Genomic DNA, 24711 nt, shown 5'->3' with positions numbered 1-24711 from the left:
CCAATAAAGGAATCGACATGTCCAGCATACTCTCCCGTTGCAGCCTGCTGCCCATTCTGGCGCTGCCCTGGTGCAGCCTGGCCGCTCAAGCGCAGCTCTTGGCGCCGCTGCCTCCCATGGGCTTCAATAACTGGGCCAGGTTTCAGTGCGTTCCGCAGAAACCGCTAGACGGCTCTAACCCGGCGGCCTACTCCTTCCAGCGCTTCATGGAGGACCAGGGCCGGGCGCTGCACGACTCCGGCTTGAGCGCGGCCGGCTACAAAACCGTTGTGGTTGACGACTGCTGGATGATGCGCAACTCGGCGGGCTACTTGCATGGCGACACCAAGTGGTCCGGCTCTCAACAACCTGGCTTTGATTATGAGCTGACCGGCTATATGAACACCCTGCACAATCTTGGTCTGCTGGGCGGCGTATACAACACCGCCGGCGCAAAAACCTGCCAAGGACAGCCAGCCGGCGCGCAAGGACATCAACAGGCCGACGCCAACTCCTATGCGTTCTGGGGCGTGGATTTTCTCAAGTTGGACAACTGCGGCGCAGAAGGCGGCGTGTCCCTGGAAACATTGGATACGCAAATGCAGGCGGCGCTGAAAAACGTCAGACGGCCCATTGTGTTCGACCCCTCCTTGCCGGCGGGCCAATACCCTCAATCTCCCGCCAAATACACCGCGCTCGCGCTGGCCAAAAAACTTGGCCAGATGTGGCGGGTGGGACCGGACATCAAGATCACGCATGATACGGCGCCCCCGGTTTCCCCTTGGGATTTCAAGGAGGCAGGCTATGAAATCGGCGTCTATCAAAGCTACGACAGCACCATCGCCTTGTCGCGCTATGTCGGCCCTGGCAGTTGGAACGACGCCGACCAACTCATGCTAGGCGATAACGGCCTGTCCACCAGCGAAGAAAGAAGTCAAATGGGCCTGTGGTCCATCATGGGCGCGCCTCTGTTCATCAGCGCGGACGTCCGCAAAATGGTCAACCCTCAAACCGCGCACCTCAAGGATTCGCTCGCCATCTTGAGCAATAAGCGCGTGATCGCGGTCAACCAGGACCCCCTGGGCGCCGGCGGTTACCGCGTCCTGCGCGACAACCCCGCCACCAACGCCGGCTTCGACGTCGTCGTCAAACCCTTGAAGGACGGCAGCCTGGCCGCCCTGGTCTTGAACAAGAACGCTAGCGAGCAAACCTATACGCTGAAACTCGCGACACTGGGCCTGGCACCCGCGGCCAACGGCGCTTACACCGTGCACCACCTGTGGACCGGGGCAAGCCAGTCCTCTGTGAAGGCCGTGACGATGCGGATCGCTCCCCACGACAATATGATGCTCAGAGTCGTAGGCGGCGGCGCGCTGACCCCCACCGGCCAGATTCAGACGGTTCAGCCCAGCTTTGACGTGGCCGCCAAGTGCTTATCGGTGGAGGGCTCGGCCAAGCCCGGCGCGGGCATCATCATCGACAACTGCTCTAACTCAGCCAAACAACAATGGCAGCGCCAGGCCAATGGCAGGATCAGACTCTTGAACTCTAATTTTTGTCTGTCCGCCAATGGACCGGCCAACTCATCCAACTCGCAATGGGCTAAGCTAGACGCCTGCAATCCAAACGACCGGAAGCAAGCCTTCACCTACACCATGACCGGCAATCTGAAAAACAGCCAAGGTTGCCTGGATGTTTTCGAAGGCGCAATCTCGGTTGCCGGCGCCCGCGTCAATACTTATCGCTGCGCCGCGGAGACGGCCCCGCAAGTCAACCAGATCTGGTCCGCGCCTCACGGCGCCAAGCTGTAAGCACTCGCTCAACGTCTCGTAAACAAGAGCGAAAAAAGCAAAACCGCTGAAAACCTGGCTGGCCTGCCTTGGCAGGCCACGCCCGTTCTATCTCGGCGCCTGCTTGCGCCGCCGGTACACTGTGCTGCGCGCCACCCCCAGCTCCGCCGCCGCGCGGCTGACATTGCCCTGGCAACGCGCCAGCGCCCGCTCGATCAACTCGTCGCGGCCCACCGTCAACGTAGGGCAAGCTCGGGGGGCATCGACCCGGCAGCCGGACGGCAGGTCCTCTTCACCCAGCACCGCCCCATCGTCGGCCAAGGCCAACATGGTGCGCAAGGCGCTGTACAACTGGCGCGCGTTACCCGGCCAGCTGTAGGCCTGCAAAGCCGCGCGCAGCGGTCCGCCCAAGCGCACGCCGCGTTGTTCCGCGCCCAGTTCGTCCCACATCTCGTCGATCAGGCGCGGCAGGTCGTCGCGCTCGCGCAAGGGCGGCAGCCGTACCGGGTAGTCCTGCAAGCGGTAGAACAGATCGGCGCGGAACTCGCCGGACGCCGTCATCGCCGCCAGGTCGCGATGGGTGGCGCAAATCAGCGCGAAGTCCACCGCATGCGTTTGACCTCCCCCCAAGGGCGTGACTTCGCGCTGCTGTAAGGCGCGCAGCAAGCGCGCCTGCATCGCCGCCGGCATATCCCCCACCTCGTCCAGGAACAACACGCCGCCGCTGGCTTCGCGCACCTTGCCCGCCATGCCCTTGCGCCTCGCGCCGGTGAAGGCGCCCTCCTCGTAGCCAAACAGCTCCGATTCGATCAGCGCCTCGGGGATCGCCGCGCAGTTGACGGCGACGAAGGGGCCGCGGCCGCGCCGGCTGGCGGCGTGCAAAGCGCGAGCGAACACCTCCTTGCCCACACCGGTTTCGCCCAGCAGCAATACCGGGATGTCGGCGTTCAGCACTTTGACGGCGCGCTGCAACTCGGCAGAGGGTCGCGCCGCCGCCTCGGTCTTGGGCGTTTGCCATTCGGCCAAGGCCTTGCGCGCCGGAGGCGTGATGCACAAATGAAAATGCTGGCCGCGCCGGCTAAGCCGCGTCCGCAAGCCGTCGGCCGGTTCCAGCTCGCCGTCGAACAGCTGGCCGAAGCGCACCCGGCCCAGGTCCGCCCAAACCAGGCCCAGCCAGGCCAGCGCGCAGCTGTTGGCTTCCACCAGCACCTCATCGGCGAAAACCAGCACGCCTTCGCGCGGCGACCCCAGCAAAGCGTGGTTCAAATGGAAGCGCACCAGCCAATGCTCCGAGGCCGATCGGGCCAGCCAGCGGTGTTCAATCTGGCGCGCGGCCAGCCTCACCAGGCCCAGCGCGTGCGCGTCATGGGCGCGCGCGTCGCTGCTGATGTTCAGCGCGCCGGCCAGGCGGCCGTTGGGCGCGAAAATGGGCGCGGCCGAGCAGGAAATCCCAACGTTGCTGGCCAGATAGTGCTCCCCGCCGTTCACCTGCACCGCCGCGCCCAAGGCCAGAGCGGTGCCGATGGCGTTGGTGCCTCGGTCCCGCTCGCCCCAGGCCATGCCGGGCAACAAAGCCACCTGTTCCGCCTTGGGCAAAAAGCCGGGGCAGCCGGCGGCGTTGAGAATCACGCCGTCGGCATCGCTGAGCAGCACGATGCCGCGGCGGTCGATGACTTGCTCCCCCAGCCCGTCCAGCTCGGGCTGAGCCAGCCGCAGCAGCAGCGAGTTGGCCTCGCGCAGCGCGTTCAGCGCCGCGCCCTCCAGGCCGTCCTCTTGCCGCGCGGCCTGCGGCGGCAAGGCTTGTTGTCGGCAACGCTGCCAAGACTGGGCGATTTCGCCCCTGAGCCCCGCCGGCGCCAGCCCTTGCTGAAAGAAGCTGCGGCGCGCCCGTTCCACGGGCAAAGCGATGGGATGATCCATGGTGAACTCCCTCCGGTCATGAAAGCCGGCGCAAGGTCTCGCAAGTGCCGCGAGACGGAACGAAGACGGTTGCGACGGCGGATGAACCCACGCGTCACCTTAACATGCGGCACGCCGGCACCCATGTCGCATCAAGCGCGACACTGTAGCGTTTTGCAACAGCTTGCGCCGCGTCCAATGGGACAGGTGGCCCGCCTGGCGCTTGCCGAGCCATGCCGCGCCGCAACGCGTGATGGGCAGAATAGCCGCATACGCTGGGCATACTGTGTTTTGCACTGCAACATGCACGCCAGACCTCCGCCACTGGCACGCTTTCTGCTGAGCCACTGCCGCCGCCGCGCGGCAACCGGCCTATTCATAACAGGAGAAACACCATGCGTTACGCTCACCCCGGCACGCCCGGCGCGCTGATCGCCTTCAAGCCTCGCTACGGCAACTATATCGGCGGCGAGTTCACGCCTCCGGTCAACGGTCAGCATTTCACCACCACCTCGCCGGTCAACGGTCAGCCCATCGCCGAGTTTCCGCGTTCCGACGCCGCCGACATCGACAAGGCGCTGGACGCAGCCCACGCCGCCGCCGATGCCTGGGGCCAGACCTCGGCGCAACAGCGTTCCTATCTATTGCTGCAAATTGCGGACCGCATCGAGGCCAATCTGGAAGTGCTGGCCGTCACAGAGACTTGGGACAACGGCAAACCGGTGCGCGAAACGCTGAACGCGGATATCCCGCTGGCGGCCGACCACTTCCGCTACTTCGCCGGCTGCATCCGCGCCCAGGAAGGCACGGCGGCGGAGATAGACCACAACACCATGGCCTACCACATCCACGAACCCTTGGGCGTGGTGGGCCAAATCATCCCGTGGAACTTTCCCATTTTGATGGCCGCGTGGAAACTGGCGCCGGCGCTGGCCGCCGGCAACTGCGTGGTGCTGAAGCCGGCGGAACAAACCCCGTTGGGCATTGCCGTGCTGATGGAGGTGATAGGCGACCTCCTGCCGCCGGGCGTGATCAATGTGGTGCACGGCTTCGGCAAGGAGGCCGGCCAGGCGCTGGCCACCAGCAAGCGCATCGCCAAAATCGCCTTCACCGGTTCCACCCCGGTGGGCCGCCACATTCTGCAATGCGCGGCGGAGAACATCATTCCGTCCACCGTGGAGCTGGGCGGCAAATCGCCCAATATCTTCTTCGAAGACATCATGCAGGCGGAGCCGTCCTTCATCGAGAAAGCCGCCGAGGGCCTGGTGCTGGCTTTCTTCAACCAGGGCGAAGTCTGCACCTGCCCGTCGCGCGCGCTGGTGCAGGAATCCATCTACCCGGCCTTCATGGCCGAGGTGATGAAGAAGGTAGCGGCGATCAAGCGCGGGGACCCGCTGGACACCGATACCATGGTGGGCGCCCAGGCTTCGCAACAGCAATTCGATAAAATCCTGTCCTACCTGGACATCGCGCGCCAGGAAGGCGCCGAAGTGCTGAGCGGCGGCAAGTTGGAGCCGCTGGAAGGCGGGCTGGCGCAAGGCTATTACATCCAGCCCACCCTGCTGAAGGGCAATAACAAGATGCGGGTATTCCAGGAAGAGATCTTCGGCCCGGTGGTCAGCATCACGACCTTCAAGGACGAAGCCGAAGCCATCGCCATCGCCAACGACACCGAGTTCGGCCTGGGCGCCGGCGTGTGGACCCATGACATCAACCGCGCCTACCGCGTTGGCCGCGCGATCAAGGCCGGCCGGGTGTGGACCAACTGCTATCACCTCTACCCGGCCCACGCGGCCTTCGGCGGTTACAAGAAGTCCGGCATCGGCCGAGAAACCCACAAACGTGCGCTGGACCATTACCAGCAGACCAAGAACCTGCTGGTGAGCTTCGACCGCAAGCCGCTGGGTTTCTTCTAGTCCTTCCATCAATGAAAAAGGCGGAGCCGATCGGCCCCGCCTTTTTCGTTCGCGCCATCCGTTCAAGCCGGCGGCGTCCACTGATCGCCCACTGCCGCCCCGCCCATCGCCGGGTCGCTGTAGCCGTCGCGCCCGGTTTCCACCCGTCCGGCAAAACGGCGGCTGAAGCCGGGGAAGATCGGCGCGCTGACGCTAACGTCGTACCAGCCGTAGCTATCCTTCAAGGTCCAGTTCAGCACCGCTTCGCCTTGCGGCCCCACGACAACGCGCTGCGCGTCGGTCTTGGCATAAGCGTTGGCGCGCACCCGGAACTCGCAGTTCTCGCGGCCGCTATTGTGCAGCTTCAGATAAACGTCGCCGGCGGCCGGATCGTAGCAGACCTGGATTTCCGGCTGCGCCTTGCTCACACAGCCCAGTTGACCGGCGTCGCCGGTGAAATGGCGATGGAAGCCGTTGGGCCCCAGCACCCACAGGTCATAAAGATTAGCGTCGTAATTCACCCTCCATAACCCGGACAGCTGCTTGCCGGCCTCCACCGCGTAGCGGCGCGGCGGCGCGTCCAGATGACGGCGGTCGTAGACATGGAACACCGCCGTTGCCTGGCCGCTATTGGCGAAGATCAATTCCACCGTGCCGGCGTTGCCGTCCACGCGCGCGCTGGCGTGCAATTCGTAGGGCAAGGCGCGCGAGCGGCGCAGGCCGCTGGCCTGGACCGGCAGTTCCGGCAGCGCCGGCGCGCTGGGCTTGGTGCGGCCGGGCAAGGCTCGCGCCCGCGCCGCCAGCGCGGCGGTGGCCGGGAGTTTGGGCAGTTCCGCGTTGGGGTTGACGAAGTCGAAACAGGACAGCAGATCGCCGCATACCGCGCGTCGCCAGGCGCTGATATTGGGTTCCTTGACGCCGAAGCGCTGCTCGATGAAGCGGATCACCGAGGTATGGTCGAACACCTGGGAATTGACCCAGCCGCCGCGACTCCACGGCGAGATCACATACATCGGCACCCGCGGCCCCGGCCCGTAGGGCACATGGATCAGGTCCGCGCGCTCGTTGCTGGTTTCGCTGCTACGCAGATGGTGGTATTCGCCGTCGGTAGCCACGGTGGAGCCGCCTGCTAGCACCGCCTTGGCCGGATCCGGATCCCAGCTTAGATAGCTGGGCGCGGCAGGCGGCGGCACGTGGTCGAAGAAGCCGTCGTTCTCGTCGAAGTTAACCAGGAACACCGTCTTGCTCCACACCTCCGGATTGGCGGTCAGCGCGTCCAGCACGCGGGCGGTGTAATCGGCACCCTGCGCGGGGCTGGACGGCCCCGGATGTTCCGAGCCGTCGGCGGTGGCGACGATGTAACACACTTGCGGCAGGCGGTTGGCCAGCACGTCCTGGCGCAGATCCTCCAGCGTCCAGGTGGACAAGCCCTTGCTCTTGAGCGCGGGCTTGGCGCCGGCCTCGCCGAAGTAAGCGGCGCGGAAGCTGCGGAAGCCGGCCACCGGGTTGTCGGTGAAGTTATCGGCCATGTCCTGATAGATCTTCCAGCTCACCCCGGCCGCTTCCAGCCGCTCGGCGTAGGTGGTGAAGGTATAGCCGCCCTTGGGGTTGTAATCGACAGAGTCGTAGGCGTTCGCGATCACCGGACCCTTGCCCTGTTGCAGCGGGTCGTTGCCGCCGCACCACAGGAACACGCGATTGGGATTGGTGCCGCCCTGGAAGGCGCAGTGATAGGCGTCGCACAGGGTGAAGGCGTTGGCCAGCGCGTACTGGAACGGCAGGTCCGCCTCCTTGAAATACCCCATGGAGTGGTTCTGCTTATAGGTGGGCCAAGCGTTCATCGCCCCCTTGCCCCAGGCGTATTGCGCGTCCGACCACACATGCGGCGTACCCTCCACCCGCATATAGGCGAAAGTCTGCGCGGTGTTGAGATGGAACGGCGCCACCACGCGCGGCGGGGTGGCGCTGTTTCCCTGGTTGGTCTGATACCAGACGGTCTTGCGCTTGAGCAAGGCGCTGTCGGCCAGCGGCAGCGGGAAGCGGTCGCCGAAGCCCCGCACCCCGGCCAGGCTGCCGAAGTAGTGGTCGAAGGCGCGATTCTCCTGAGTCAGGATCACGATGTGCTCGACATCTTGAAGCGTGCCGGTGCGGTTATTGGCGGGAATGGCCAGCGCGCGCTGAATGGAGGCCGGCAACAAGGACAGCGTCAGGGAGCTGGCGGCCAGCGCGCTGCCGCGCTTGATGAACTGGCGGCGGGAAGAGGAAACGGGGGTATCGGTCATGACGGGCTCGTACGGGTTCAGGGCGCGCAGCGGAGCTTGGCCGGCGGCTTGGTTTGATCGGAATTGCCGTTGCCCGGTTGGCCGGCGTTGTCCTGATTGTCGCCCAGGCAGCCGGCTAGCGCGGCCGCCAGCAGACAGGCAAGCAGCCGGCGCGCCCAACGGGCGGACCTTGGCGAAAGAGTCGTAAGCGTCATCGGAGTGCAGTCGTCGTGTGGCGGCGCGACGCGCCGCGATGAAAAACCAAGGGCCCGGAAAGCGGAATCCGGGCCCTTGCCCAGCCCGGCTGCGATGCCGGGCGGGAAAACGATAGCGAGAACGCGTTACCTGATGATGGCGGTTTTGTGAAACCGAGAAATCATGATTTCGTCAAGGCTGCGGCGGTGCCGGCGACGCCTCCTCGCTCCGCGCGGAGAAGCGATACCAATCCAGCCGCCGGGTCAGCGTCATGATGGCGGTCAGCGCGGCGAAGAGCAGCAGGCTGCCCAGCAGCAAGGCGTTGTCCTCGGACTGCAGCAGGCCGTACAGCACCGCGTACAGCAAGCTGAGCAGTCCGGCAAAACCCAGGCCGCGCTTCCAGCCGCCCAGAATGTGGCTGACGTAGAAGCCGATCTGGCCAACGCAGGCCGTCGCCGCCAGCAGATAAGCCGGCCCAAAGCCCAGGTGCTCGGACAGCGCCAACAGAATCAGGAAGAACATGACCAGCGCCATGCCCACCAGCACATACTGGATGGGATGCACGCGCAAGCTGCGCAGCGTTTCCAGCAGGAAGAAGGACAAGAAGGTCAGGCCGATGAACAGCACCGCGTATTTGACCGAGCGCTCGTTCTGCTGATATTGATCCACCGGCTGCACCAAGCCGGTACTGAAGGACGGCAAGGCGCTCAAACCGGATTTCCCGTCGCTGAAGGCTGCCTGCTGAAAACGGTCGTTCAGATTATTGGCGAACCAGCTGCTCTCCCATTGCGCCTTGAAGCCCTTGGCGTCCACATTGCGCTGCACCGGCAGGAAATTGCCAATAAAGCTGGGATGCGGCCAGTTGGACGCCAGGCTCAGCGTGCTGCTCTCGCCCACCGGCACATAACTGATGCTGCGCGTGCCTTGGAGGTTGAGTTGAAAAGCGAACGGCAACGTCTGCGCCTTGGCGAAATCCAGCAACTGCGGCAGCGGCGCGTGTATGCCCTCGCTCATCCGCGGCAGCCCGGCGCCGGCCGCGAATGGATGCGCTTTGCCGCCAGCGCTCAATTGCGGCACTTTGCCGATGCCGCGCGGATCGCTGATGCCCACCGCCAGATACGGCGTTTTCAGCTGAATCGACGGCTTGAGCAGCTCGGGCTGCGACGGAATCTCAAAATGCCCGCTGAAGCCGGCCTCGCTGCCGAAAATCAGCGCCTGATAAATGCCCAGCGAGCGCGGGCTGACCTTCAGTTTGCCGTCTATCGCCAACTGGCGCGGCAGCACGTAACGCTCCAGCTCGCGCTTGACGCTTTGGGTCTTGCCGTTTTGCTTTTCCTCCACGGTTTCCACATAAGGGATCACCAGCACCGGACCGATCACGGTTTGCTCGCCGCTGGTGCTGGCCACCACTTTCTCCACCGCTTCTTCCTGGTAATGCTTGCGCTCGGAGATCAGGTTGCTGATCGCGCTCACCGGCACCAGCAGCGCCAAAGACAGCGCCAGCAGGATCAGGATTTTGGTCAATAAGGGGTTTTTCTTCATCGCTTGCCTCCTGGTTTCATCACGGGAGACAGCGTAAGCCTGGAGAGTGAAGCGGAAATGGGCTGGTGTGAAAAGCGTGTGAAGTCCGCGCGCCTCAGCCTAACGGCAGCCACAGCCGAGCCTCGGCGCCGCCGTCGGCGTGATTAAGCAGTTCGGCGCGGCCGCCGTGCAACTGCGCCACCTCCCGCACCAGGCTCAAGCCCAGGCCGGTGCTTTTGCCGCTGTCCGGACGCGGCAAGGAGTAAAAGCGCTCGAACACCCGCTCCAGCCCGTAATCTGGTACGCCTGGCCCGTGATCTCGCACTCGGAGGAGATAACCGCCCTCTTCCAGCGCGCCGTGCAGTTCGATCACGCCGCCCGGCGGGCTGAACTCCAGCGCGTTGTCCAGCAGATTGGACAGCGCCTGAGTCAGCAGCAGGCGGTCTCCGTTCAGGCTGGCCGGGGTCAGCCGGCGCTCTATGCGCGCGTCGCGCCGGGCGGCGGCCAGCGCCTTGCCGTCGGCGGTTTCCTCGATCAAGGCCGGCCAATCCAGCGGCTGGGCGTCCGGCCTTAGCCGGGACTCCACCCGCGCCTGCCACAACAGCCTTTCGATCAACTGCTGCATGCGCAGGCTTTGCGCCAGGATGTTGTCGACGAAGCGGCGACGCGTTTCCGGCGGCGGGTCTTCCCGCAACAGCTCGCCGGCGCCGCGTATCGCGGCCAACGGGCTTTTCAACTCGTGGCTCAGGGTGTGCACATAGCCTTCCACATAGGCCTTGCCTTCCAGTTTGCGCCGCATCGCCTCCACTGCCTGGCCCAGGCTGTCCAGCTCCGGGCTGCCCAGCCTCGGCACATTGGCCGGCTGGCCGGCCGCCACCGCTTCGGCATAGCCCACCAGCCGGCGGATGGAACGGTTGATCCACCACACCATCACCGCGCCTATCAGCAAGGCGGCGCCCAACAGCGCGCCGCCGGCCAGCATGATCTTGCGCTCGCTGCGACGGATCACCGGCTCCATCGTCACATTGGGCTTGGACACGGTCAGCGAGCCCACGATGCGCCCGTCCAGCCGCACCGGGGCGGCCACATGCATCACGCTGCTGTTTTCATCGTCCGGCTTGCTGCGAGTGCTGCGCGCGCCGTATTCGCCGCGCAGCGTGCGGTAAACATCATTCCAGCGCGAGTAGTCGCGCCCCAAATCGCGTCCGCTGGAGTCGAAAATCACCATGCCGCGCGCGTCGGTGACGTAGACACGGAACTCCATGGCGTTTTTGACGATGCCGGAAATATTGGCGGCGATGGGCGGCCGCGCTTTGTCGCGAAAGGCGCGGGCCAGCCGTCCGTTGGCGATGTCGCCGTCCGCCATGTCCGCGGCGGCGATGCCGGCCAGCACATTGGCGCTGTCCACCAGCGTGCCCTCGGTGGCGCGGCGCACGCCCGGCTTCACTTCCTGGGTGAAGATGGCCAGCACGAACCAGCCGGCCACCGCCACGATCAGGAAATAACCGAGGAACAGCCGCAGGCCGAAGCGCATGCTCACTCGCCCAGGCTATATCCCAGGCCGCGGTGGGTCTGGATGGGCTGGGCGTCGGGGTCGATATCGCGCAGCTTGGCGCGCAGCGTTTTGACGTGGGTGTCCACGGTGCGGTCGAAACTGTCCTCGGCGTCGCGCCACACCCGCTCCATCAATTGCTGGCGCGAAAACACCCGGCCCGGCTCCGCCAGCAGGGTTTTCAGCAGCAGATATTCGTAGCGGGTCAGGTTCAGCTTGCGGCCGGCGAAATGGATGCAGGCTCGCGCCTCGTCCAGCTCGAATCCGGCGGGCGCCGGAGCGGAGGCCGGGGCCTGTCCCTTGGCGTAGCGCCGCAAGATGGTGCGCGCGCGGGCGCTGACTTCACGCGGCGAAAACGGCTTGGCCACGTAGTCGTCGGCGCCGATCTCCAGGCCGATGATGCGGTCCATTTCCTCGCTGCGCGCGGTCAGAAACATCAGCGGCAGATCAGCGCGCTCGCGCAGCCGGCGGCACAACTCGAAGCCGTTGATGTCCGGCAGGCCCACGTCCAGGATGCACAAGGCCGGGGCGGCGTGATCCAGCCGCTCCAGCAGGGGCAGGCCGCGCTCGAACCACTCAACCGCGAAGCCGTCGGTTTCCAGCGTGTAGATCAAAGTGTCCGCGATGCCGGCTTCGTCCTCTGCCAGCCAGATCAAGGGCTTCATGGCCGCACCGCCACCGGCGCCAGCTTTTGCGGCAGCACCCGCAACGCCTCGGCGTTGGACGGAGAAAACACCTTGTCGGCGGCCTCGTCCCACGGCAGCCATTGCTGGGCCAGATGCTCGCGCGGCGCCAGCGTCACCGCCACCGGCCGCTCCAGGCACAGCCCGAACACATGCTCGTCGTTGTGGGTGACGCCTTCCGGATAACGGTGGCGCCAGTGCGGATAGATTTCGTAGCGGTTGACCAGGCCCCAGTCGCTGAGTCGGGGATCGTCCCGCGTCAGGACCAGGCCGGTTTCCTCCGCCAGTTCGCGCAGCGCGGTGTCGCGCAAGGCTTCCTCGCCCTCTCGGCTGCCGGTCACGGATTGCCAGTAGCCGGGCTTGTCGGCGCGCTCGATCAGCAGCGCCTGGCCGTCTACGGTGTGGATCACCACCAGCACCGATACCGGTTGCTTGTCGCCCATCAGCGCTTGCCCCCGTTGGCCGGGCTCTGGCTGGCCAGCAAGCCGGCCAGCTCCACCGCGGATTTGACGCCCATTTTGTCGAACACGCGAGCGCGGTGGACTTCCACCGTTTTCATGCTGATGGCCAACTCTTCCGCAATCTGTTTGTTCAGCTTGCCGGTGAGGATCAGCTGCATCACCTCGCGCTCGCGGTCCGTTAACAAGGACAAGGCCGCGGACACCTTGCTGCGGCGGCCGTGGAGCAGACGGTTCTGCTCGTCGCGCAGCACGGCGGCCTCGGCGCGCTCCAGCAAGCGCTCGTCGTCAAACGGCTTCTCCATGAAATCCAGCGCGCCCAACTTGAGCGCCGCCACCGCGTGCGGCACGTCGCCGTGGGCGGTGAGCATGATCACCGGCGGACAGTAAGGCCAGCCCGCCAGCTTTTCCAGCAACATGATGCCGCTCATGCCGGACAGCCTCAGGTCCAGAATGATGCCGTTGAAGTCGCCGCCGTCCGGGCAAGCCAGGAAGTCCTCCGCGCTGTCGAAGCCGCTGGCCAGATAACCCTGGCCGTCCAGCAGCCATACCAGCGACTCCCGCACCGCGGCGTCGTCGTCTATGATTGCCAAGCGTTTGCCTGCCATGGCGGCGTCTCCCCTGCCTTATTCTTGCGGCTTATCGTTGAGAATGCGGATTTCCCGCTGCGGGAACGGCATTTGAATGCCATGTTGCTGGAACAAGCGCCAAATTGCCATATTCAAATCGGATTTCAAACCCATGAAGCCGTTTTCCGGGTCCGCCACCCAAAAGCCCAGCTCAAGATTGATGCTGCTGTCGGCAAATAAAGTGACAAAGCCTCGCGGCGCCGGGTCCTGCTGTACCCGCGGGTGATTGGCCGCCTGCTTGAGCAGCTCCAGCGCCTTGTCCAGATCGGTGCCGTAAGCCACCGACACCGGCAGGCTGGTCCACATGCTCTTGTCGGAATACGACTGATTCACCACGGTGTTGGACATCAGCGAGTCGTTGGGAATCAAGGCCTCCGTGCCGTCCGCCCCCTTGAGCACCACATAGCGCGAGGTCATCTTGGTGACGTAGCCCACGCGGTTTTCCACCATCAAGCGGTCGCCGATGCGGATGGAGTGGTCCAGCAGGATGATGAAGCCGGATACGAAATTACTGGCGATCTTCTGCAAGCCGAAGCCCAAACCAATACCCACCGCGCCGCCGAACACCGACAGCACGGTCAGATCGATGCCCACTACCGGCAGCGCGATCAGCACCGCGGCGATCAGCAGCCCGGTGCGGGTGAGCTTGGCGAACACGATGCGCAGGCTGGGGTCCAGATGCTTCAGGTTCAGCAAGCGCGATTCGATCAAGCGGCTGGCCCACAAAGCCACTACCACGATGATGGACACCCACAGCAAGCCGTTCAGTATGGTCAGCATGTTCAGGCGGCTCTTGCCCACGGAGAACGACATCGACTCCAGCCACTCGATCACCACCATGTCGAAGCCGATGGCCCAGCTGACAAAGCCCAGCCACAGCACCGTGGCGAGAAAATGCTCGGTATGGCGTTCGAAACGGCCCTTGGGCAGCGCCTGGCGCACCACCGCGCAACACAACCGGATCAGGGTCAGCCAGAACAGCATCGCGCTCAGCAGATGCAGCACCATCGCGCGCTCGTGCAGCAAGTGCACCCAAGCGGAACGAGACAGCATCACCAAGGCCTGCGCCGCCACCGGCAGCACGAGGCGGAAGCCCACATAGGGCAAAAAGCGCTCATAGCGCTCCGGGTTGTGGTCGAAAAACTGCTTGAAGGCGAAACGGGCCAGATGGAAGGCGATGAACACGCACAACACGCCTATCGCCGCCTCCATCATGCCGGACGGGGTTTGCAGGATGTCCAGCAAGGCATCGAAGTCGATTTCTTCACGCTTGAACAGCAAAATAATCTCCCTTTTGGAGTCTAGATTTCGAATGTTAAGCCGGCTCGCCCGCGGCGCGCTCCGTCTCCGCCAGCTTGCCTTCGTTCAACCGCAGCATGCGCTGCGTGCGCGCGGCCAGCCCCAAATCATGGGTCACGATGATCAGGCTGGTGCCCAGTGTGCGATTCAGTTCCAGCATCAGATCGAACACCTGCTTGGCGGTGTGCACGTCCAGGTTGCCGGTGGGTTCGTCCGCCAGCAGGCAGGCCGGCCGGGTCACCAGCGCGCGAGCAATCGCGGCCCGCTGACGCTCGCCGCCGGACAGTTCGCCCGGCTTGTGCTGCAAGCGCTGCCCCAGCCCCACGCGGCCCAGCATCTCGCTCGCCTCCCGCTCCGCCTGCTTGCGCGGCATGCGGCGAATCAGCAACGGCATCATCACGTTTTCCAGCGCGCTGAATTCCGGCAACAAATGGTGGAACTGATAAACGAAGCCCAACGACGCGTTGCGCAGCTGGCCACGCTCGGATTCCGACAAAGTCGCCAGATCGCGCCCCAAGACCTCCACACGGCCGGAACTGGGCGTATCCAGCCCGCCCAGCAAATGCAGAAGCGTGCTCTTGCCTGAGCCGGACGCCCCGACGATGGCCAGGCTGGCGCCCTTCTCCACCGTCAGGCTGACATCGGACAACACTGTCAGTTGCAGCTTGCCTTCGTTATAGGACTTGCCCAAACCCTGGCACGACAACACATTACTCATAGCGCAAAGCCTCCGCCGGTTGGGTACGCGCCGCGCGCCAGCTGGGGTACAGCGTGGCGAACAAGGCCAGCAGCAGGGAAATCAGGGTGATGGTGGACACGTCGTTCCACTGCACGTCCGAAGGCAGGTAGTCGATCATATACACCTCGCTGGACAAAATCTTGCTGCCTATAATGCGTTCGATCAGCGGCACGATCACATCCAGGTTCAAGGCGATCAGCACGCCCGAGGCCACCCCGGACAAGGTGCCCAGCACCCCGGCCACCGAGCCCTGAATCATGAAGATTTTCATGATGCTGGCCGGGGACGCGCCGAGAGTGCGCAAAATGGCGATGTCCGCCTGCTTGTCCGTTACCACCATCACCAGCGTGGACACCAGATTGAACGCCGCCACCGCCACGATCAGCGTCAGGATGATGGTCATCATTCTTTTCTCGATCTGCACCGCGCGGAAATAATTGGAGTTGGTGTCGGTCCAGTCCGTCACCAGGTTTTGCGGCAACTTGGCGCGCAGCGCCTGCTTCACCGTCGGCGCCAGCATGGGATCGTCCAGCTTGAAGCGCACGCCGCTGACGCTGTCCCCCATCCGCGACAATACCTGAGCGTCGCGCAGGTGCACCATCGCCAGCGTAGAGTCGAACTCAAACATGTCCACCTTGAAAATGCCCACCACGGTGAACTGCTTGGAGCGCGGCAGCATGCCCGCCGGCGTGATCATGCCCTGCGGCACGAAGAGCATCACCTTGTCGCCCAGGCCCACATTGAGCTGGCGCGCCAGTTCCGCGCCCAGCGCCATGCCAAACTCGCCGGGACGCAAGTTTTCCAGCTTGCCGGCCACCATGTGACGGCCCACGTCCACCACCTTGTCTTCCAGCGCCGGTTCGATGCCGCGCACCAGGCCGCCGCGCACATTGCCGTAAGCGGTAAACAGGCCCTGGCCGTTGACGAAGGGCGCGCCGGCCAACACATGCGGCTGCGCGCTGCCCACTTGGGCCACCTGCTGCCAATGATCCAGCCGGCCGTCATAAGTGCTCACTTCCAGATGCGAGGCCACGCTCAGGATGCGGCCGCGTATTTCCTTCTGGAAGCCGTTCATGACCGACAACACAATGATCAGCGCGGCCACGCCCAGCGCAATGCCGACGATGGAAATCAGGGAAATGAAGGAAATGAAACCGTTGCGGCGTTTGGCCCGCAAGTAACGCAGGCCGATAAAGGCTTCAAAAGGCCAATGCATCAAAAAAGCCCCTTTCCGGAGCGAATCGCGGGCTCGCCGCGCGCGGCGGCCAACCCGAGGGGGTGGATGAAAACGGCGCTCAGCGCCCTTGATAGGGGTTGTGCAGGCTTTGCATCACCTGCACCAGGAAATCCTTGACCTGGCCTTCGTCACAGCCCATCAGCACAGCGTCTTCCAACGCGTCCTGCGCCAGCTGTGCCAGTTCTTCCAGGTTCTCCTGCATCACTTTCAGTTTTTCCACGCAAGCCACCACATTGCCTTGCGGGTCTTTCCACACCGGAATAGTCACGTTCAATGCCATCATCTCGCTCCAAAGCACATTGCCCGCAACGCGGGCAATGTTGTTCCTGCATCTTTATCAGCTTAAGCCGCCAATCAACGCTTGGCTTTTTTCTTGGCGCCGCCGGCGGCCTTGCCGCCCTTCTTCGCCGTCGCCTTGCCGCCGCTCTTGCCCGCCTTCTTGGCTTCCGCCTTGCCGCCTTTTTTGGCGGCCACCGGCTTGCACTTCTTGCCCTTGCGGCACTTGACCGCCGGGGCGCTTTCCGCCGAGGCCTTCCGCGTCGACACCGCCACGTTCAGATCGTCGGACGTGTCCGCCGACTGCGCCGCCGTGCTGCGATTCACCCGACGCGCGCCGTTGAAGCGGCCGTTCCAGTAACTCTGGTTGATATTGGCCACTTCGATATTCTTGCCGGTGCGCGGCGCGTGAATGAATTTGCCGTTGCCCATGTACATGCCCACATGGGAATAACTGAAGCCGCGGGTGTTGAAAAAGACCAGATCGCCGGGCACGAGTTCGCTGCGATTGATGGATTTCCCCACGCGGGCCATTTCAGCCGAAGTGCGCGGCAGGTTCACTTTCAGGGATTTTTGAAACACATAACGGATAAAACCGCTGCAATCCAGGCCGTTTTCCGGCGAATTGCCGCCAAAACGATAGGCCACGCCCAAGAGGCTCATGGCTTGCAACAGCAGATCCCCCACCGCGTCTTCCGCGGGGGAGGAGAATTTCGAGATGGGATCGTCCTGGCCGGACTGCGCGCTAGCTTCCGCCGCGGGGCGCCCCTCCGGAGGGGCCTTTTCCGGAGCCGCTTCAGCGAATACCATAAAGCCCGCCAGCACCAGAGTCATTAAGCGGAGTTGCAATTTCATAGGCCAAACTCTATCGGACGGGGGCGGCAGTGTAAAGCCGCAGGCAGGCCGTTTCCAGCGCTTTGGGCCGGCCCGCTTGAACCTTGGACGAGACAGCCCGCACTAAGAGCGGCTAACAAAAGTCAGTTTCACGTCTGAGGCAAGGCGCGCCGACGCAGGCAGTACTTGAGTACGGCAAGTCGGCGCAACGCAGCATCAGGAGTTTTGTTAGCCGCTCTAATGGCGTACAATCCATCGCATTGGCATGGCCGGCGACCACCCCGCGCGGCGGGACGGTACCGGCGCGCCCGGACGGCAAGCCTTTGTTTTTGAGCGAAAACCAATGCCCACAAGGCAAAACCGATGCTGAGAGAAACCCTGATCGCCATGCGCGACCTGCCGCGACTGAAGGAAATCAGCGGCATCCTGATCCGTCACGGCCTGGGCGAATTCGCCCAAAGGCTAAAATTACCGCGCGCGGTGGAAAAAGCCGGCCAATGGCTGAACCTCAACCTGCCGGAGCCGGAAAACCGCCCGCCCACCCCGGTGCGGGTGCGTCTCGCCTTTGAAGAACTGGGCCCCACCTTCATCAAACTGGGCCAGATCCTCTCCACCCGCGTGGACGTATTCCCGCCGGACTGGATCGCCGAATTTGAAAAGCTGCAAAACAAGGTGCCGCCGGTGCGTCCGGAAGCGGTACGCCGCCTGGTCAAGGCCGCGTTGGGCGACGAGCCTGAAACCGTGTTCGCCCACTTCGATCTCAACCCCATAGGCTCCGCCTCCATCGCCCAAGTGCACCGCGCCACCCTGCACGACGGCACCGACGTGGCGGTCAAGCTGCGCCGCCCCGGCATTGTGGAGAAAGTGGAAGCGGACCTGCGCATCCTCAACCACCTGGCCGGCCTGCTGGAACTGGAGTTCCCCGATGTGCGCCGCTTTCAGCCGGTGGAAATCGTCGGCCAGTTCGCCCGCTCGCTCAAACGGGAGATGGACCTGGCGGTGGAAGCCCGCAACTCGGAGCGCTTCGCCCGCGACTTCGCCGACGATCCGGAAGTGCGGGTACCCAAGGTCTACTGGGACTACACCAACGCCGCCGTCAATGTGCAGGACTACATCGCCGGCGTGCCGGCCGCCCGGCTGGAACAACTGGCCGACAGCGGCCTGGACCCGGTGCTGCTGGCCCAGCGGGGCGCGGACGCGGTATTGAAGATGATCCTGATCCACGGCTTCTTCCACGCGGACCCTCACCCCGGCAACGTTTTCTTCCTGCCCGAGCACCGCATCGCCTTCATCGACTTCGGCATGGTGGGCCGCATCAGCCACGGCCGCCGCGACGAAATCGTCGATCTGCTCGCCGCCGTGGCCAACCGCGACGAAGCCGGCATCATCGACGTGCTGATCGAATGGACCGGCAACACTCCGGTCAACGAACGCCAATTCGCCCACGATGTGGGCGAATTCCTGTTTCAGTACGAACACGTGCCCCTCAAGGGCATCAACATCAGCCAGCTGATCGCCGACATCATGGCACTGATCCGCGACCACTCCATCCTGCTGCCGCCAGACATGGCCATGCTGTTCAAGGCGCTGATCACACTGGAAGGCCTGGGCCGCCAACTGGACCCGGATTTCCAGCTCATCGCCCATATCACCCCCTTTGTGCGCGAGCTTTCCATTGCCCGCTACCACCCGGCGGCCCTGCTCAAACGCGGCCGCCACTCGCTGGGCGAAGCGCTGGCCATGCTCTCCAGCCTGCCGCGAGACCTGATGCGCATGGGCAAGGACATGCGCCACGGCAAATTCCGCGTCAACCTGGACCTGCAGCGACTGGACAGCTTCGGCCGTCAGCTGGACCGCAGCGCCAACCGGCTGACCATGGGCATCGTCACCGGCTGCCTGATCATCGGTTCCTCCATCGTAATGACCGTCAACGCCGGACCCAAACTATTCGGACTGCCCTTCTTCGGCTTCGTCGGCTTCATGCTGGCCATGTTCAACAGCGTGTGGCTGGTATGGGCCATCTGGCGCTCCGGCAAGGATTTGTGACATGAAATCAAGCAAGACCACCCTGATCGCGGCCACGCTGCTTGGCCTCGCCGCCGCGGCCAACGCCGCCGACGTCATCACTCTCAACTGGCGCGACGGCGACGAAGTGGCCGCCGCCCTGCGGCCGCAATTGCGCGAGGGCGAAAAACTGGGCGCGCTGGGCAACCAGCTAATCCTGGACGCCCCGCCCGGCCGCAGCGCGGAACTGCGCAGGCTGATCCGCCAGCTGGACGTTAAATCATCATCCCTGCTGGTGGAAGTGGCCCAGGATGGCGTGAGCCGAGAAAGCAAATCCGCGGTGCAACTGGGCGGCCAGGTGCAGGGCGGCGGCTACAGCATCAGCACCGGCAAGCCCATGACAGTACGCCCCGGCAGCCAGGTAGTGATTGCCGGCGGCGCCAGCCAGTCCAACACCCGGCTACAAGCCAGCCAGGCCTTGCGCATGCTGGACGGCAAAACCGGTTTCATCGAGATAGGCAGCAGCCGGCCGCTGCCCTGGCTGATGTTCGGCGCCGACGGCCGGCCAGTAGTGGGCGTGCGCTACCAGGACGCCGTCACCGGCTTCTACGCCCGCCCTCGGCTGCACGGCCAACGCGTGACGCTGGAACTGGCCGCCAGCCAACAAGCCTTCAACGGCCAGAACCTGGACAGCGCCAAATTGGCCACCACGGTGGAAGGCACGGTGGGAGAATGGCTGACAGTGGGGGGCATCGGCCGCGACCAAAGCGGCCAGGAAACCGTGCTCATCGGCATCAGCCGCAGCAATGTGCAGCTGGAGCGCAGCATCAAAGTGAGGGTGACGCCACAGTAAGAACCCGCTTACGATCTCGCGAGCAAGGGCGAGACAAGGCGAAAGAGGGTCTCTCTAGCCCAGCTGGCCTAGCCGGCAGGCGGCAACCAACGCGCCCAGTCCGGCATCTCGTCGCGGTCATGCTCGCGGCGCGGGCCACGGCCTGCCCGGTCACCGTCGCGCGTCACCGTGCGCGGAGAATCGTAAGCCGACGCCGGCCGCTCTAGTCTCGCTTCCAGCTGGCCGTCCCGCCAGGTCCACACCATCGCGTTCAAACGGTTGCGCTGCTGGCGCGCGCGCCAAACTCCGTCATCCGAGTTGACCGTCATAACCTCACTCTGATTGCAACTGGCGACTAGGGTCCAACTCTTGACCTGATAATCCCGCACACTCAGCAAACGATAGGCCGGCGCGCACTCCGCGTCGTCCGCGCGCAGCAGCACCACCAAGTCTCCACCCTGCTCGCTGGCGTTCATCACCCGCACCTTGCTCCAGCGCTCATCCAAGGGCACCACCAGCTGCCGGTCGTAGAACTTCAGCTCATAACGTCCGGACAAGGCCGACGAGCGCAGCACCAAGTGATTGCCAGCCAGCGGCACGTCCTGATGCACAAAAGACAAAGCCTCCTGCACATCCAGCCTACGGCTGAGCGCGCCGTCCGCGGAGCGTTGCATGGAACAAGCGGACAAGGCCAAAGGCAACAAGACCGACCAGATAAAAACGCGACAACCCGTCATGCCGGCCTTTCTCTGAGCATATTTGCTGAGCGATCGATACTACCATCAAATATTGCATTGCAAGAAAACGCAATGCGAAAGAAACCCAAGCCTTGCCTGTGCGATCCGGCCGGCAATAAAGCGGCCGCGCTTGAGATTACAGGCACCGGGATTGCAGAGCCCGTTCTGCACAGATCCCCTGCTCTTCACCGCAACCGGCCCCATTGCTACGCCCAATTTCCCCTGGGCTGGCTTCTTCCCCCGGCTTGAACAAGTGTTGATGCAAAACATCGCGCCGCTGGACGTGTTTGAATGTATTGACCGGCTCAACACCTACGAACTCTCGCTGCAGCAGATCTTGCGTAAAACACTGCCTCAAACTTAATACATGCACAAAGTCGGCCATGGCCGCCTTGCCCATTTCACCTCGCCACCGGCCGGCTGGTTTCAAAACTCGTTCCGGCCCAGCTTGTCCGCACGGCAACAGCCTCTCCCTCTGCGAGAGCGATCGCCTCGCGATGGCAATTCCGCAACAAGCCGCGGCTAAAACAAAGCGATCTCAGGCTAAATTTTCGCGGCAAGCGACACATCGGCCAGCCGACGGCTTAACATGGACAAACAATCCATTTTGCATAAATCGACGCCATGCAATGCCGCGTCGGCGAAAACCAAAGTAGCTCTTTTTTATTTGAGGATGATGAATATGCGCACTATATGCGTGGGCTTGTCCGCTTTGCTAGCGGCTCAATTCGCAATGGCGGACCCGATACCGGAAGAAAACGGCTTCTCCGGCAGCATCGGCCTGGGCGTGGGCGGCAACCGCGTCAAATCCAACCTCTTCAAAGGGGACAAAAACCAAAGAACCAACAGCCTGAACAGCGCGCCGGAATCCCACAACGACAGCTTCGCGCTGCCGGTGCTGAGCCTTAGCTACACCCTCGCCGCCAGCCGCACCCAGATCGTGTTCGACAGCCAAATCCACGACCCGCTGGGCATGGACGACACGCTGGAGCTGGGCGTGCGCCAGCAAGTGGGCAACAACGGCATCGTCTCCGCCGGCCTGCTCTACGGCGGCCTCAGCAAGAACACCTGGACCGACCCCTATGCCGTGGGCGTGGACCGCGACGGCACCAAGCGCAAATCCACCGGCGTGTTGCTGGGCTGGGAAAACATCATGGGCACCGGCTTCAAAGCCCAGCTTACCCAACGCAACATCAAGATAGACGACGAGCGCAGCGGCCAGAGCGTGGCCGGCCTCAGCGCGGCGGACCGCGCCACGCTGAACCGCAACGGCGACGCCACCTTGCTGAAAGCGGGCTATGAATGGGCATTCGCCCCCAATCAAACGCTGACCCCCGGCCTGACATGGGGCAAAGACAAGCTGGACGGCGGCGCGATGAGCAACAAGAGCTACGGCTTGAGCCTGGACTACGCCTACAGCAGCGACCTCAACACCTTTACCGCCAGCTTGCTCTACCGCCAGCAACGCTTCGACCAGGCCAACCCGCTGTTCAGCAATAAAAAAGCCGACAGCAAGGCCTACGCCATCGATGTCGGCTATCTGCGCCACCAGTTGTTCGACTACAAGGCGCTGTCCGGCTTCGTCAGCGCCGCCTACGGCAAATCCAACGCCGACATCAGCTTCTACGACGCTGAAATCCGCTCGTTTGGCGTGGGGCTGATTTACTCGTTTTAAACAAGCGCACCAAGCTCAACCGTTTTTGAGCTCAACCGTTTTTGAGCTCAACCGTTTTTGAGCAAGAATGGCTGCGATGTAAAAAACCCGCTTCCGCGGGTTTTTTACATTGTATTTTCCGATAAACCTTACCAGATCATACGATACCGGCACCTACCTTATCGTTTGCTCTTACAGTAGAAAGTAGACTCCCCGCCCACTTTATTAACTTCATACTCCCACTTCACAATATCAGGCGTGGCTCCATATATACCGGCAACGCCCATGCTGCCATCTTTATGAATATTGATATGCGCATTGCTGCCATCAATGCCAAAAATCAAGCTAGCCCCGTCAGAGGCATAAGGTACATTATTTACAATAACCGGATCGATGTCCAATGTAACAATGCAATTAGAGGAGCTGCCAAACTGCCGGCTGGAGATAGCAAGATTGCCTATCCCCGGATTCTGGCTTGGCCCCAGGCCTTCAGGCAAAAAAGTCCACTCTTTTTCAACCGAATACACCAATACGCTATCTAAGTTCAACAATCGCCCATCCGCGCTCACAAATCGAAATGTCGTTCTCAAAAAACTAGAATTTGCTTGGGATTCCATTTATTCATCCTTGTCAATAGAGTATAAGCCGTACCACACTCGCAACGCTGTCAGCTTTGCGCCATGCAGCCAAATCAACCTCTACTCCACTCTAGACAAAAATTTTGTAGAAGTCCCAAACACCTGCAAAAATGTCAGGATTTGTCAATCTTCAAGCATTTTGGCCAAGGCTTTCCGACTCGCTTAAACAGCTAATAACAGCAGCTCATCAAGATCAATAATTCCACCATTTACATGATGCAACACCAGGACGCCCATTGTTTTATTTTTTATTCAAAACGCAAAAAGCATCATTGCATCTCAACAAAATAAAACCCAACCATTCGCCAAATTATTTTGGCATTAATTAAGTTAAAAATAAAACTAGTGAAGCCCAAACCAATCGCCCCATCCTTCAGTGGAAAAATTTAAACCCCAACTCCCTCGCCCTCATATTCATAACAAATCTCTGCCAACTGCCTATCATTCTGAAATATTTCAACAACAACATTGTTTCGATCCGGCAGACTAGCTATTTGCACTGACAAATCATTGCTCATTTTGACGGTGCCAATAAACAACTCAACTTACTACTTGAATCATACCGTCAAACCCAGCCCACTTGGCGGCAAGGCATCCGTTCATCTGGTGAAGTATGAGTCAACAAGGTAGGCCGCATTGGCGCATCGCCTTGGCTATTACCCCGGAGTGGGCAAGTCATAGAGCTTGCCCACTCTACTTGCTACAAACTTGCGTAAAGAATGACTTGGGATTGATTGATATCTTCCGCAAGCTGCACACCTTGTCCGACAGCTTTCAACTTTTCCTGCACCCCTTCAAATTTCTTTTCAATCGTACATACAACATTTCCACTGCCATCATATTTATGCACAAGCACCACGCCTATTTTTTTATCTTTCCATTTAAACAAAGAGCCTACTGTTTTAAACTTTATCTCCACGCGAGAAAAGGGAAGCTCCAACAAAGTCTGCTCTCTCTTTAGATTCATTAGGCCTCCTTGCAAATCAAACATGGCCTTTAGAGGCTTTATGAAACACACTCAACACTCTTTCCAATCTTACGGAGATGCCCTTGTATTTTAGGGGCGCATTACAACACACATCGCTAAAATACGCTTCTTTGCCTGGGCTGAAATTGATACATTTAGTCACTTTCAACAATATTGATGTAGCACTCCAAACTTGAGTCAGCAGCAACTCAGCTATCGCAAAAGAATCGAATTAGCTATACCCATACAGCCAGCTCAACATGGCTTACGACAAAGTTTTTACCACATACTCCTTTACACTTGCCATCATCGAGACAAGCTCCGCCTTGCCAACAACGGCCTCTGTCATATTCAAGCAATCTACCACCCTCCACTGACCTTTACCTTTTTCATCATTCTTGAGTTCATAACATTTTGCACACATTACTCTGACACTTGATTTGTATTCCACAGCAAAATAAATAAAACCATGTTCCTCAATATTTTCTATTGAAACTTTATATTGAAGATTTTGTTCAAAAAAGCCCAACTCATGGCCACCATTAAAATCGTACGCCAGCAGGCGGCTAATACCGGCCAGCGCGCCAGCACTATTACCGCCCGCAAGGCTACCCGCCATCATGGTCAACACT

The 24711-nt window shown here is 61.8% G+C and carries 23 protein-coding genes; 6 read left to right on the top strand and 17 right to left on the bottom strand.

All coding sequences use genetic code 11. From position 1 onward, the window contains the following. Positions 1-17 precede the first annotated feature (17 nt). Positions 18-1790: a ricin-type beta-trefoil lectin domain protein gene (locus BR71_RS06660; protein WP_043634584.1), complete on the top strand. Its 1773-nt coding sequence runs from the start codon at positions 18-20 to the stop codon at positions 1788-1790. Positions 1791-1877: 87 nt separating this feature from the next. Here BR71_RS06660 and BR71_RS06655 read toward each other — a convergent pair whose 3' ends face one another. Further along, positions 1878-3689, bottom strand: a complete 1812-nt coding sequence (locus BR71_RS06655) for a sigma-54-dependent Fis family transcriptional regulator (RefSeq protein WP_043634579.1) — start codon at positions 3687-3689, stop codon at positions 1878-1880. Between the two features lie 374 nt (positions 3690-4063). Between BR71_RS06655 and exaC the strand changes: the two genes are divergently transcribed. Beyond that, positions 4064-5584 carry an acetaldehyde dehydrogenase ExaC gene (gene exaC, locus BR71_RS06650; protein WP_019100764.1) on the top strand — a complete coding sequence of 507 codons (1521 nt, stop codon included), beginning with the start codon at positions 4064-4066 and terminating at the stop codon, positions 5582-5584. Between the two features lie 62 nt (positions 5585-5646). On the opposite strand, the gene BR71_RS06645 is transcribed toward exaC, so the two are convergent. The 12 genes from BR71_RS06645 to BR71_RS06595 all read right to left on the bottom strand — a co-directional run bounded on the left by BR71_RS06645 (position 5647) and on the right by BR71_RS06595 (position 17268). Next, on the bottom strand, positions 5647-7845 hold the full coding sequence (locus BR71_RS06645; protein ID WP_043634576.1) for a phosphocholine-specific phospholipase C: 2199 nt from the start codon (positions 7843-7845) through the stop codon (positions 5647-5649). Positions 7846-7862: 17 nt separating this feature from the next. Further along, complete coding sequence (locus tag BR71_RS24070; protein ID WP_156038862.1) at positions 7863-8039, bottom strand: hypothetical protein; 177 nt, start codon at positions 8037-8039, stop codon at positions 7863-7865. Positions 8040-8211: 172 nt separating this feature from the next. Further along, the gene (creD, locus tag BR71_RS06640; RefSeq protein ID WP_043634573.1) at positions 8212-9561 is read right to left on the bottom strand and encodes a cell envelope integrity protein CreD; all 1350 of its coding nucleotides are present in this window, start codon (positions 9559-9561) and stop codon (positions 8212-8214) included. Between the two features lie 94 nt (positions 9562-9655). Next, on the bottom strand, positions 9656-11074 hold the full coding sequence (gene creC, locus BR71_RS06635; protein ID WP_043634570.1) for a two-component system sensor histidine kinase CreC: 1419 nt from the start codon (positions 11072-11074) through the stop codon (positions 9656-9658). Between the two features lie 2 nt (positions 11075-11076). Beyond that, positions 11077-11757 (bottom strand): two-component system response regulator CreB, encoded by a 681-nt coding sequence (gene creB, locus BR71_RS06630; RefSeq protein ID WP_043634566.1) that lies wholly within the window; start codon positions 11755-11757, stop codon positions 11077-11079. Further along, complete coding sequence (gene nudB / locus BR71_RS06625; protein ID WP_043634562.1) at positions 11754-12218, bottom strand: dihydroneopterin triphosphate diphosphatase; 465 nt, start codon at positions 12216-12218, stop codon at positions 11754-11756. The genes creB and nudB overlap by 4 nt, the downstream gene beginning before the upstream one ends. Beyond that, the gene (locus BR71_RS06620; protein ID WP_043634558.1) at positions 12218-12841 is read right to left on the bottom strand and encodes a response regulator transcription factor; all 624 of its coding nucleotides are present in this window, start codon (positions 12839-12841) and stop codon (positions 12218-12220) included. The genes nudB and BR71_RS06620 overlap by 1 nt, the downstream gene beginning before the upstream one ends. Positions 12842-12859: 18 nt before the next feature. After that, a complete protein-coding gene (locus BR71_RS06615) occupies positions 12860-14143 on the bottom strand; it encodes a mechanosensitive ion channel family protein (RefSeq protein ID WP_081555873.1) in 1284 nt (427 codons plus the stop codon). 34 nt (positions 14144-14177) lie between these two features. Further along, the gene (gene lolD, locus BR71_RS06610; protein WP_043634555.1) at positions 14178-14879 is read right to left on the bottom strand and encodes a lipoprotein-releasing ABC transporter ATP-binding protein LolD; all 702 of its coding nucleotides are present in this window, start codon (positions 14877-14879) and stop codon (positions 14178-14180) included. Further along, positions 14872-16116 carry a lipoprotein-releasing ABC transporter permease subunit gene (locus tag BR71_RS06605; protein WP_043634552.1) on the bottom strand — a complete coding sequence of 415 codons (1245 nt, stop codon included), beginning with the start codon at positions 16114-16116 and terminating at the stop codon, positions 14872-14874. Before BR71_RS06605 ends, lolD begins: the two co-directional genes overlap by 8 nt. 79 nt (positions 16117-16195) lie before the next feature. Then, positions 16196-16417, bottom strand: a complete 222-nt coding sequence (locus BR71_RS06600) for a hypothetical protein (RefSeq protein WP_174243663.1) — start codon at positions 16415-16417, stop codon at positions 16196-16198. Positions 16418-16491: 74 nt separating this feature from the next. After that, positions 16492-17268, bottom strand: coding sequence for a C40 family peptidase (locus tag BR71_RS06595; protein WP_043634549.1), 777 nt, complete (start codon positions 17266-17268; stop codon positions 16492-16494). Between the two features lie 342 nt (positions 17269-17610). Between BR71_RS06595 and BR71_RS06590 the strand changes: the two genes are divergently transcribed. Together BR71_RS06590 and BR71_RS06585 are read left to right on the top strand one after the other, a co-directional pair. Further along, positions 17611-19293 carry an ABC1 kinase family protein gene (locus tag BR71_RS06590; protein WP_043634544.1) on the top strand — a complete coding sequence of 561 codons (1683 nt, stop codon included), beginning with the start codon at positions 17611-17613 and terminating at the stop codon, positions 19291-19293. A 1-nt stretch (position 19294) separates the two neighbouring features. Next, on the top strand, positions 19295-20104 hold the full coding sequence (locus BR71_RS06585; protein WP_043634541.1) for a hypothetical protein: 810 nt from the start codon (positions 19295-19297) through the stop codon (positions 20102-20104). Between the two features lie 68 nt (positions 20105-20172). Here the strand turns inward: BR71_RS06585 and BR71_RS06580 are convergent, their stop codons facing one another. Next, a complete protein-coding gene (locus BR71_RS06580; RefSeq protein ID WP_156038861.1) occupies positions 20173-20757 on the bottom strand; it encodes a hypothetical protein in 585 nt (194 codons plus the stop codon). Between the two features lie 214 nt (positions 20758-20971). Between BR71_RS06580 and BR71_RS24065 the strand changes: the two genes are divergently transcribed. After that, complete coding sequence (locus BR71_RS24065) at positions 20972-21184, top strand: hypothetical protein (protein WP_156038859.1); 213 nt, start codon at positions 20972-20974, stop codon at positions 21182-21184. Between the two features lie 318 nt (positions 21185-21502). Further along, a complete protein-coding gene (locus tag BR71_RS06575; RefSeq protein ID WP_162179192.1) occupies positions 21503-22495 on the top strand; it encodes a DUF2860 family protein in 993 nt (330 codons plus the stop codon). A gap of 158 nt (positions 22496-22653) precedes the next feature. On the opposite strand, the gene BR71_RS24060 is transcribed toward BR71_RS06575, so the two are convergent. The 3 genes from BR71_RS24060 to BR71_RS06560 form a co-directional block, all read right to left on the bottom strand. Continuing rightward, positions 22654-23091 (bottom strand): hypothetical protein, encoded by a 438-nt coding sequence (locus BR71_RS24060; RefSeq protein ID WP_156038857.1) that lies wholly within the window; start codon positions 23089-23091, stop codon positions 22654-22656. 721 nt (positions 23092-23812) lie between these two features. Next, the gene (locus BR71_RS06565; protein WP_156038855.1) at positions 23813-24079 is read right to left on the bottom strand and encodes a hypothetical protein; all 267 of its coding nucleotides are present in this window, start codon (positions 24077-24079) and stop codon (positions 23813-23815) included. Positions 24080-24344: 265 nt separating this feature from the next. Further along, positions 24345-24710 carry a hypothetical protein gene (locus BR71_RS06560; protein ID WP_156038853.1) on the bottom strand — a complete coding sequence of 122 codons (366 nt, stop codon included), beginning with the start codon at positions 24708-24710 and terminating at the stop codon, positions 24345-24347. Between the last annotated feature and the right edge of the window lies 1 nt (position 24711).

Source organism: Chromobacterium haemolyticum DSM 19808 (genome assembly GCF_000711885.1).
Classification (GTDB): Bacteria; Pseudomonadota; Gammaproteobacteria; order Burkholderiales; family Chromobacteriaceae; genus Chromobacterium; species Chromobacterium haemolyticum.
This window is presented reverse-complemented; position numbering and strand designations above follow the sequence as displayed.

Coding starts and splice junctions, on each gene's coding strand:
- BR71_RS06660 (WP_043634584.1), top strand. CDS start 18: ATGTCCAGCATACTCTCCCGTTGCAGCCTGCTGCCCATTCTGGCGCTG.
- BR71_RS06655 (WP_043634579.1), bottom strand. CDS start 3,689: ATGGATCATCCCATCGCTTTGCCCGTGGAACGGGCGCGCCGCAGCTTC.
- exaC (WP_019100764.1), top strand. CDS start 4,064: ATGCGTTACGCTCACCCCGGCACGCCCGGCGCGCTGATCGCCTTCAAG.
- BR71_RS06645 (WP_043634576.1), bottom strand. CDS start 7,845: ATGACCGATACCCCCGTTTCCTCTTCCCGCCGCCAGTTCATCAAGCGC.
- BR71_RS24070 (WP_156038862.1), bottom strand. CDS start 8,039: ATGACGCTTACGACTCTTTCGCCAAGGTCCGCCCGTTGGGCGCGCCGG.
- creD (WP_043634573.1), bottom strand. CDS start 9,561: ATGAAGAAAAACCCCTTATTGACCAAAATCCTGATCCTGCTGGCGCTG.
- creC (WP_043634570.1), bottom strand. CDS start 11,074: ATGCGCTTCGGCCTGCGGCTGTTCCTCGGTTATTTCCTGATCGTGGCG.
- creB (WP_043634566.1), bottom strand. CDS start 11,757: ATGAAGCCCTTGATCTGGCTGGCAGAGGACGAAGCCGGCATCGCGGAC.
- nudB (WP_043634562.1), bottom strand. CDS start 12,218: ATGGGCGACAAGCAACCGGTATCGGTGCTGGTGGTGATCCACACCGTA.
- BR71_RS06620 (WP_043634558.1), bottom strand. CDS start 12,841: ATGGCAGGCAAACGCTTGGCAATCATAGACGACGACGCCGCGGTGCGG.
- lolD (WP_043634555.1), bottom strand. CDS start 14,879: ATGAGTAATGTGTTGTCGTGCCAGGGTTTGGGCAAGTCCTATAACGAA.
- BR71_RS06605 (WP_043634552.1), bottom strand. CDS start 16,116: ATGCATTGGCCTTTTGAAGCCTTTATCGGCCTGCGTTACTTGCGGGCC.
- BR71_RS06600 (WP_174243663.1), bottom strand. CDS start 16,417: ATGGCATTGAACGTGACTATTCCGGTGTGGAAAGACCCGCAAGGCAAT.
- BR71_RS06595 (WP_043634549.1), bottom strand. CDS start 17,268: ATGAAATTGCAACTCCGCTTAATGACTCTGGTGCTGGCGGGCTTTATG.
- BR71_RS06590 (WP_043634544.1), top strand. CDS start 17,611: ATGCTGAGAGAAACCCTGATCGCCATGCGCGACCTGCCGCGACTGAAG.
- BR71_RS06585 (WP_043634541.1), top strand. CDS start 19,295: ATGAAATCAAGCAAGACCACCCTGATCGCGGCCACGCTGCTTGGCCTC.
- BR71_RS06580 (WP_156038861.1), bottom strand. CDS start 20,757: ATGCAACGCTCCGCGGACGGCGCGCTCAGCCGTAGGCTGGATGTGCAG.
- BR71_RS06575 (WP_162179192.1), top strand. CDS start 21,503: ATGCGCACTATATGCGTGGGCTTGTCCGCTTTGCTAGCGGCTCAATTC.
- BR71_RS24060 (WP_156038857.1), bottom strand. CDS start 23,091: ATGGAATCCCAAGCAAATTCTAGTTTTTTGAGAACGACATTTCGATTT.
- BR71_RS06565 (WP_156038855.1), bottom strand. CDS start 24,079: ATGAATCTAAAGAGAGAGCAGACTTTGTTGGAGCTTCCCTTTTCTCGC.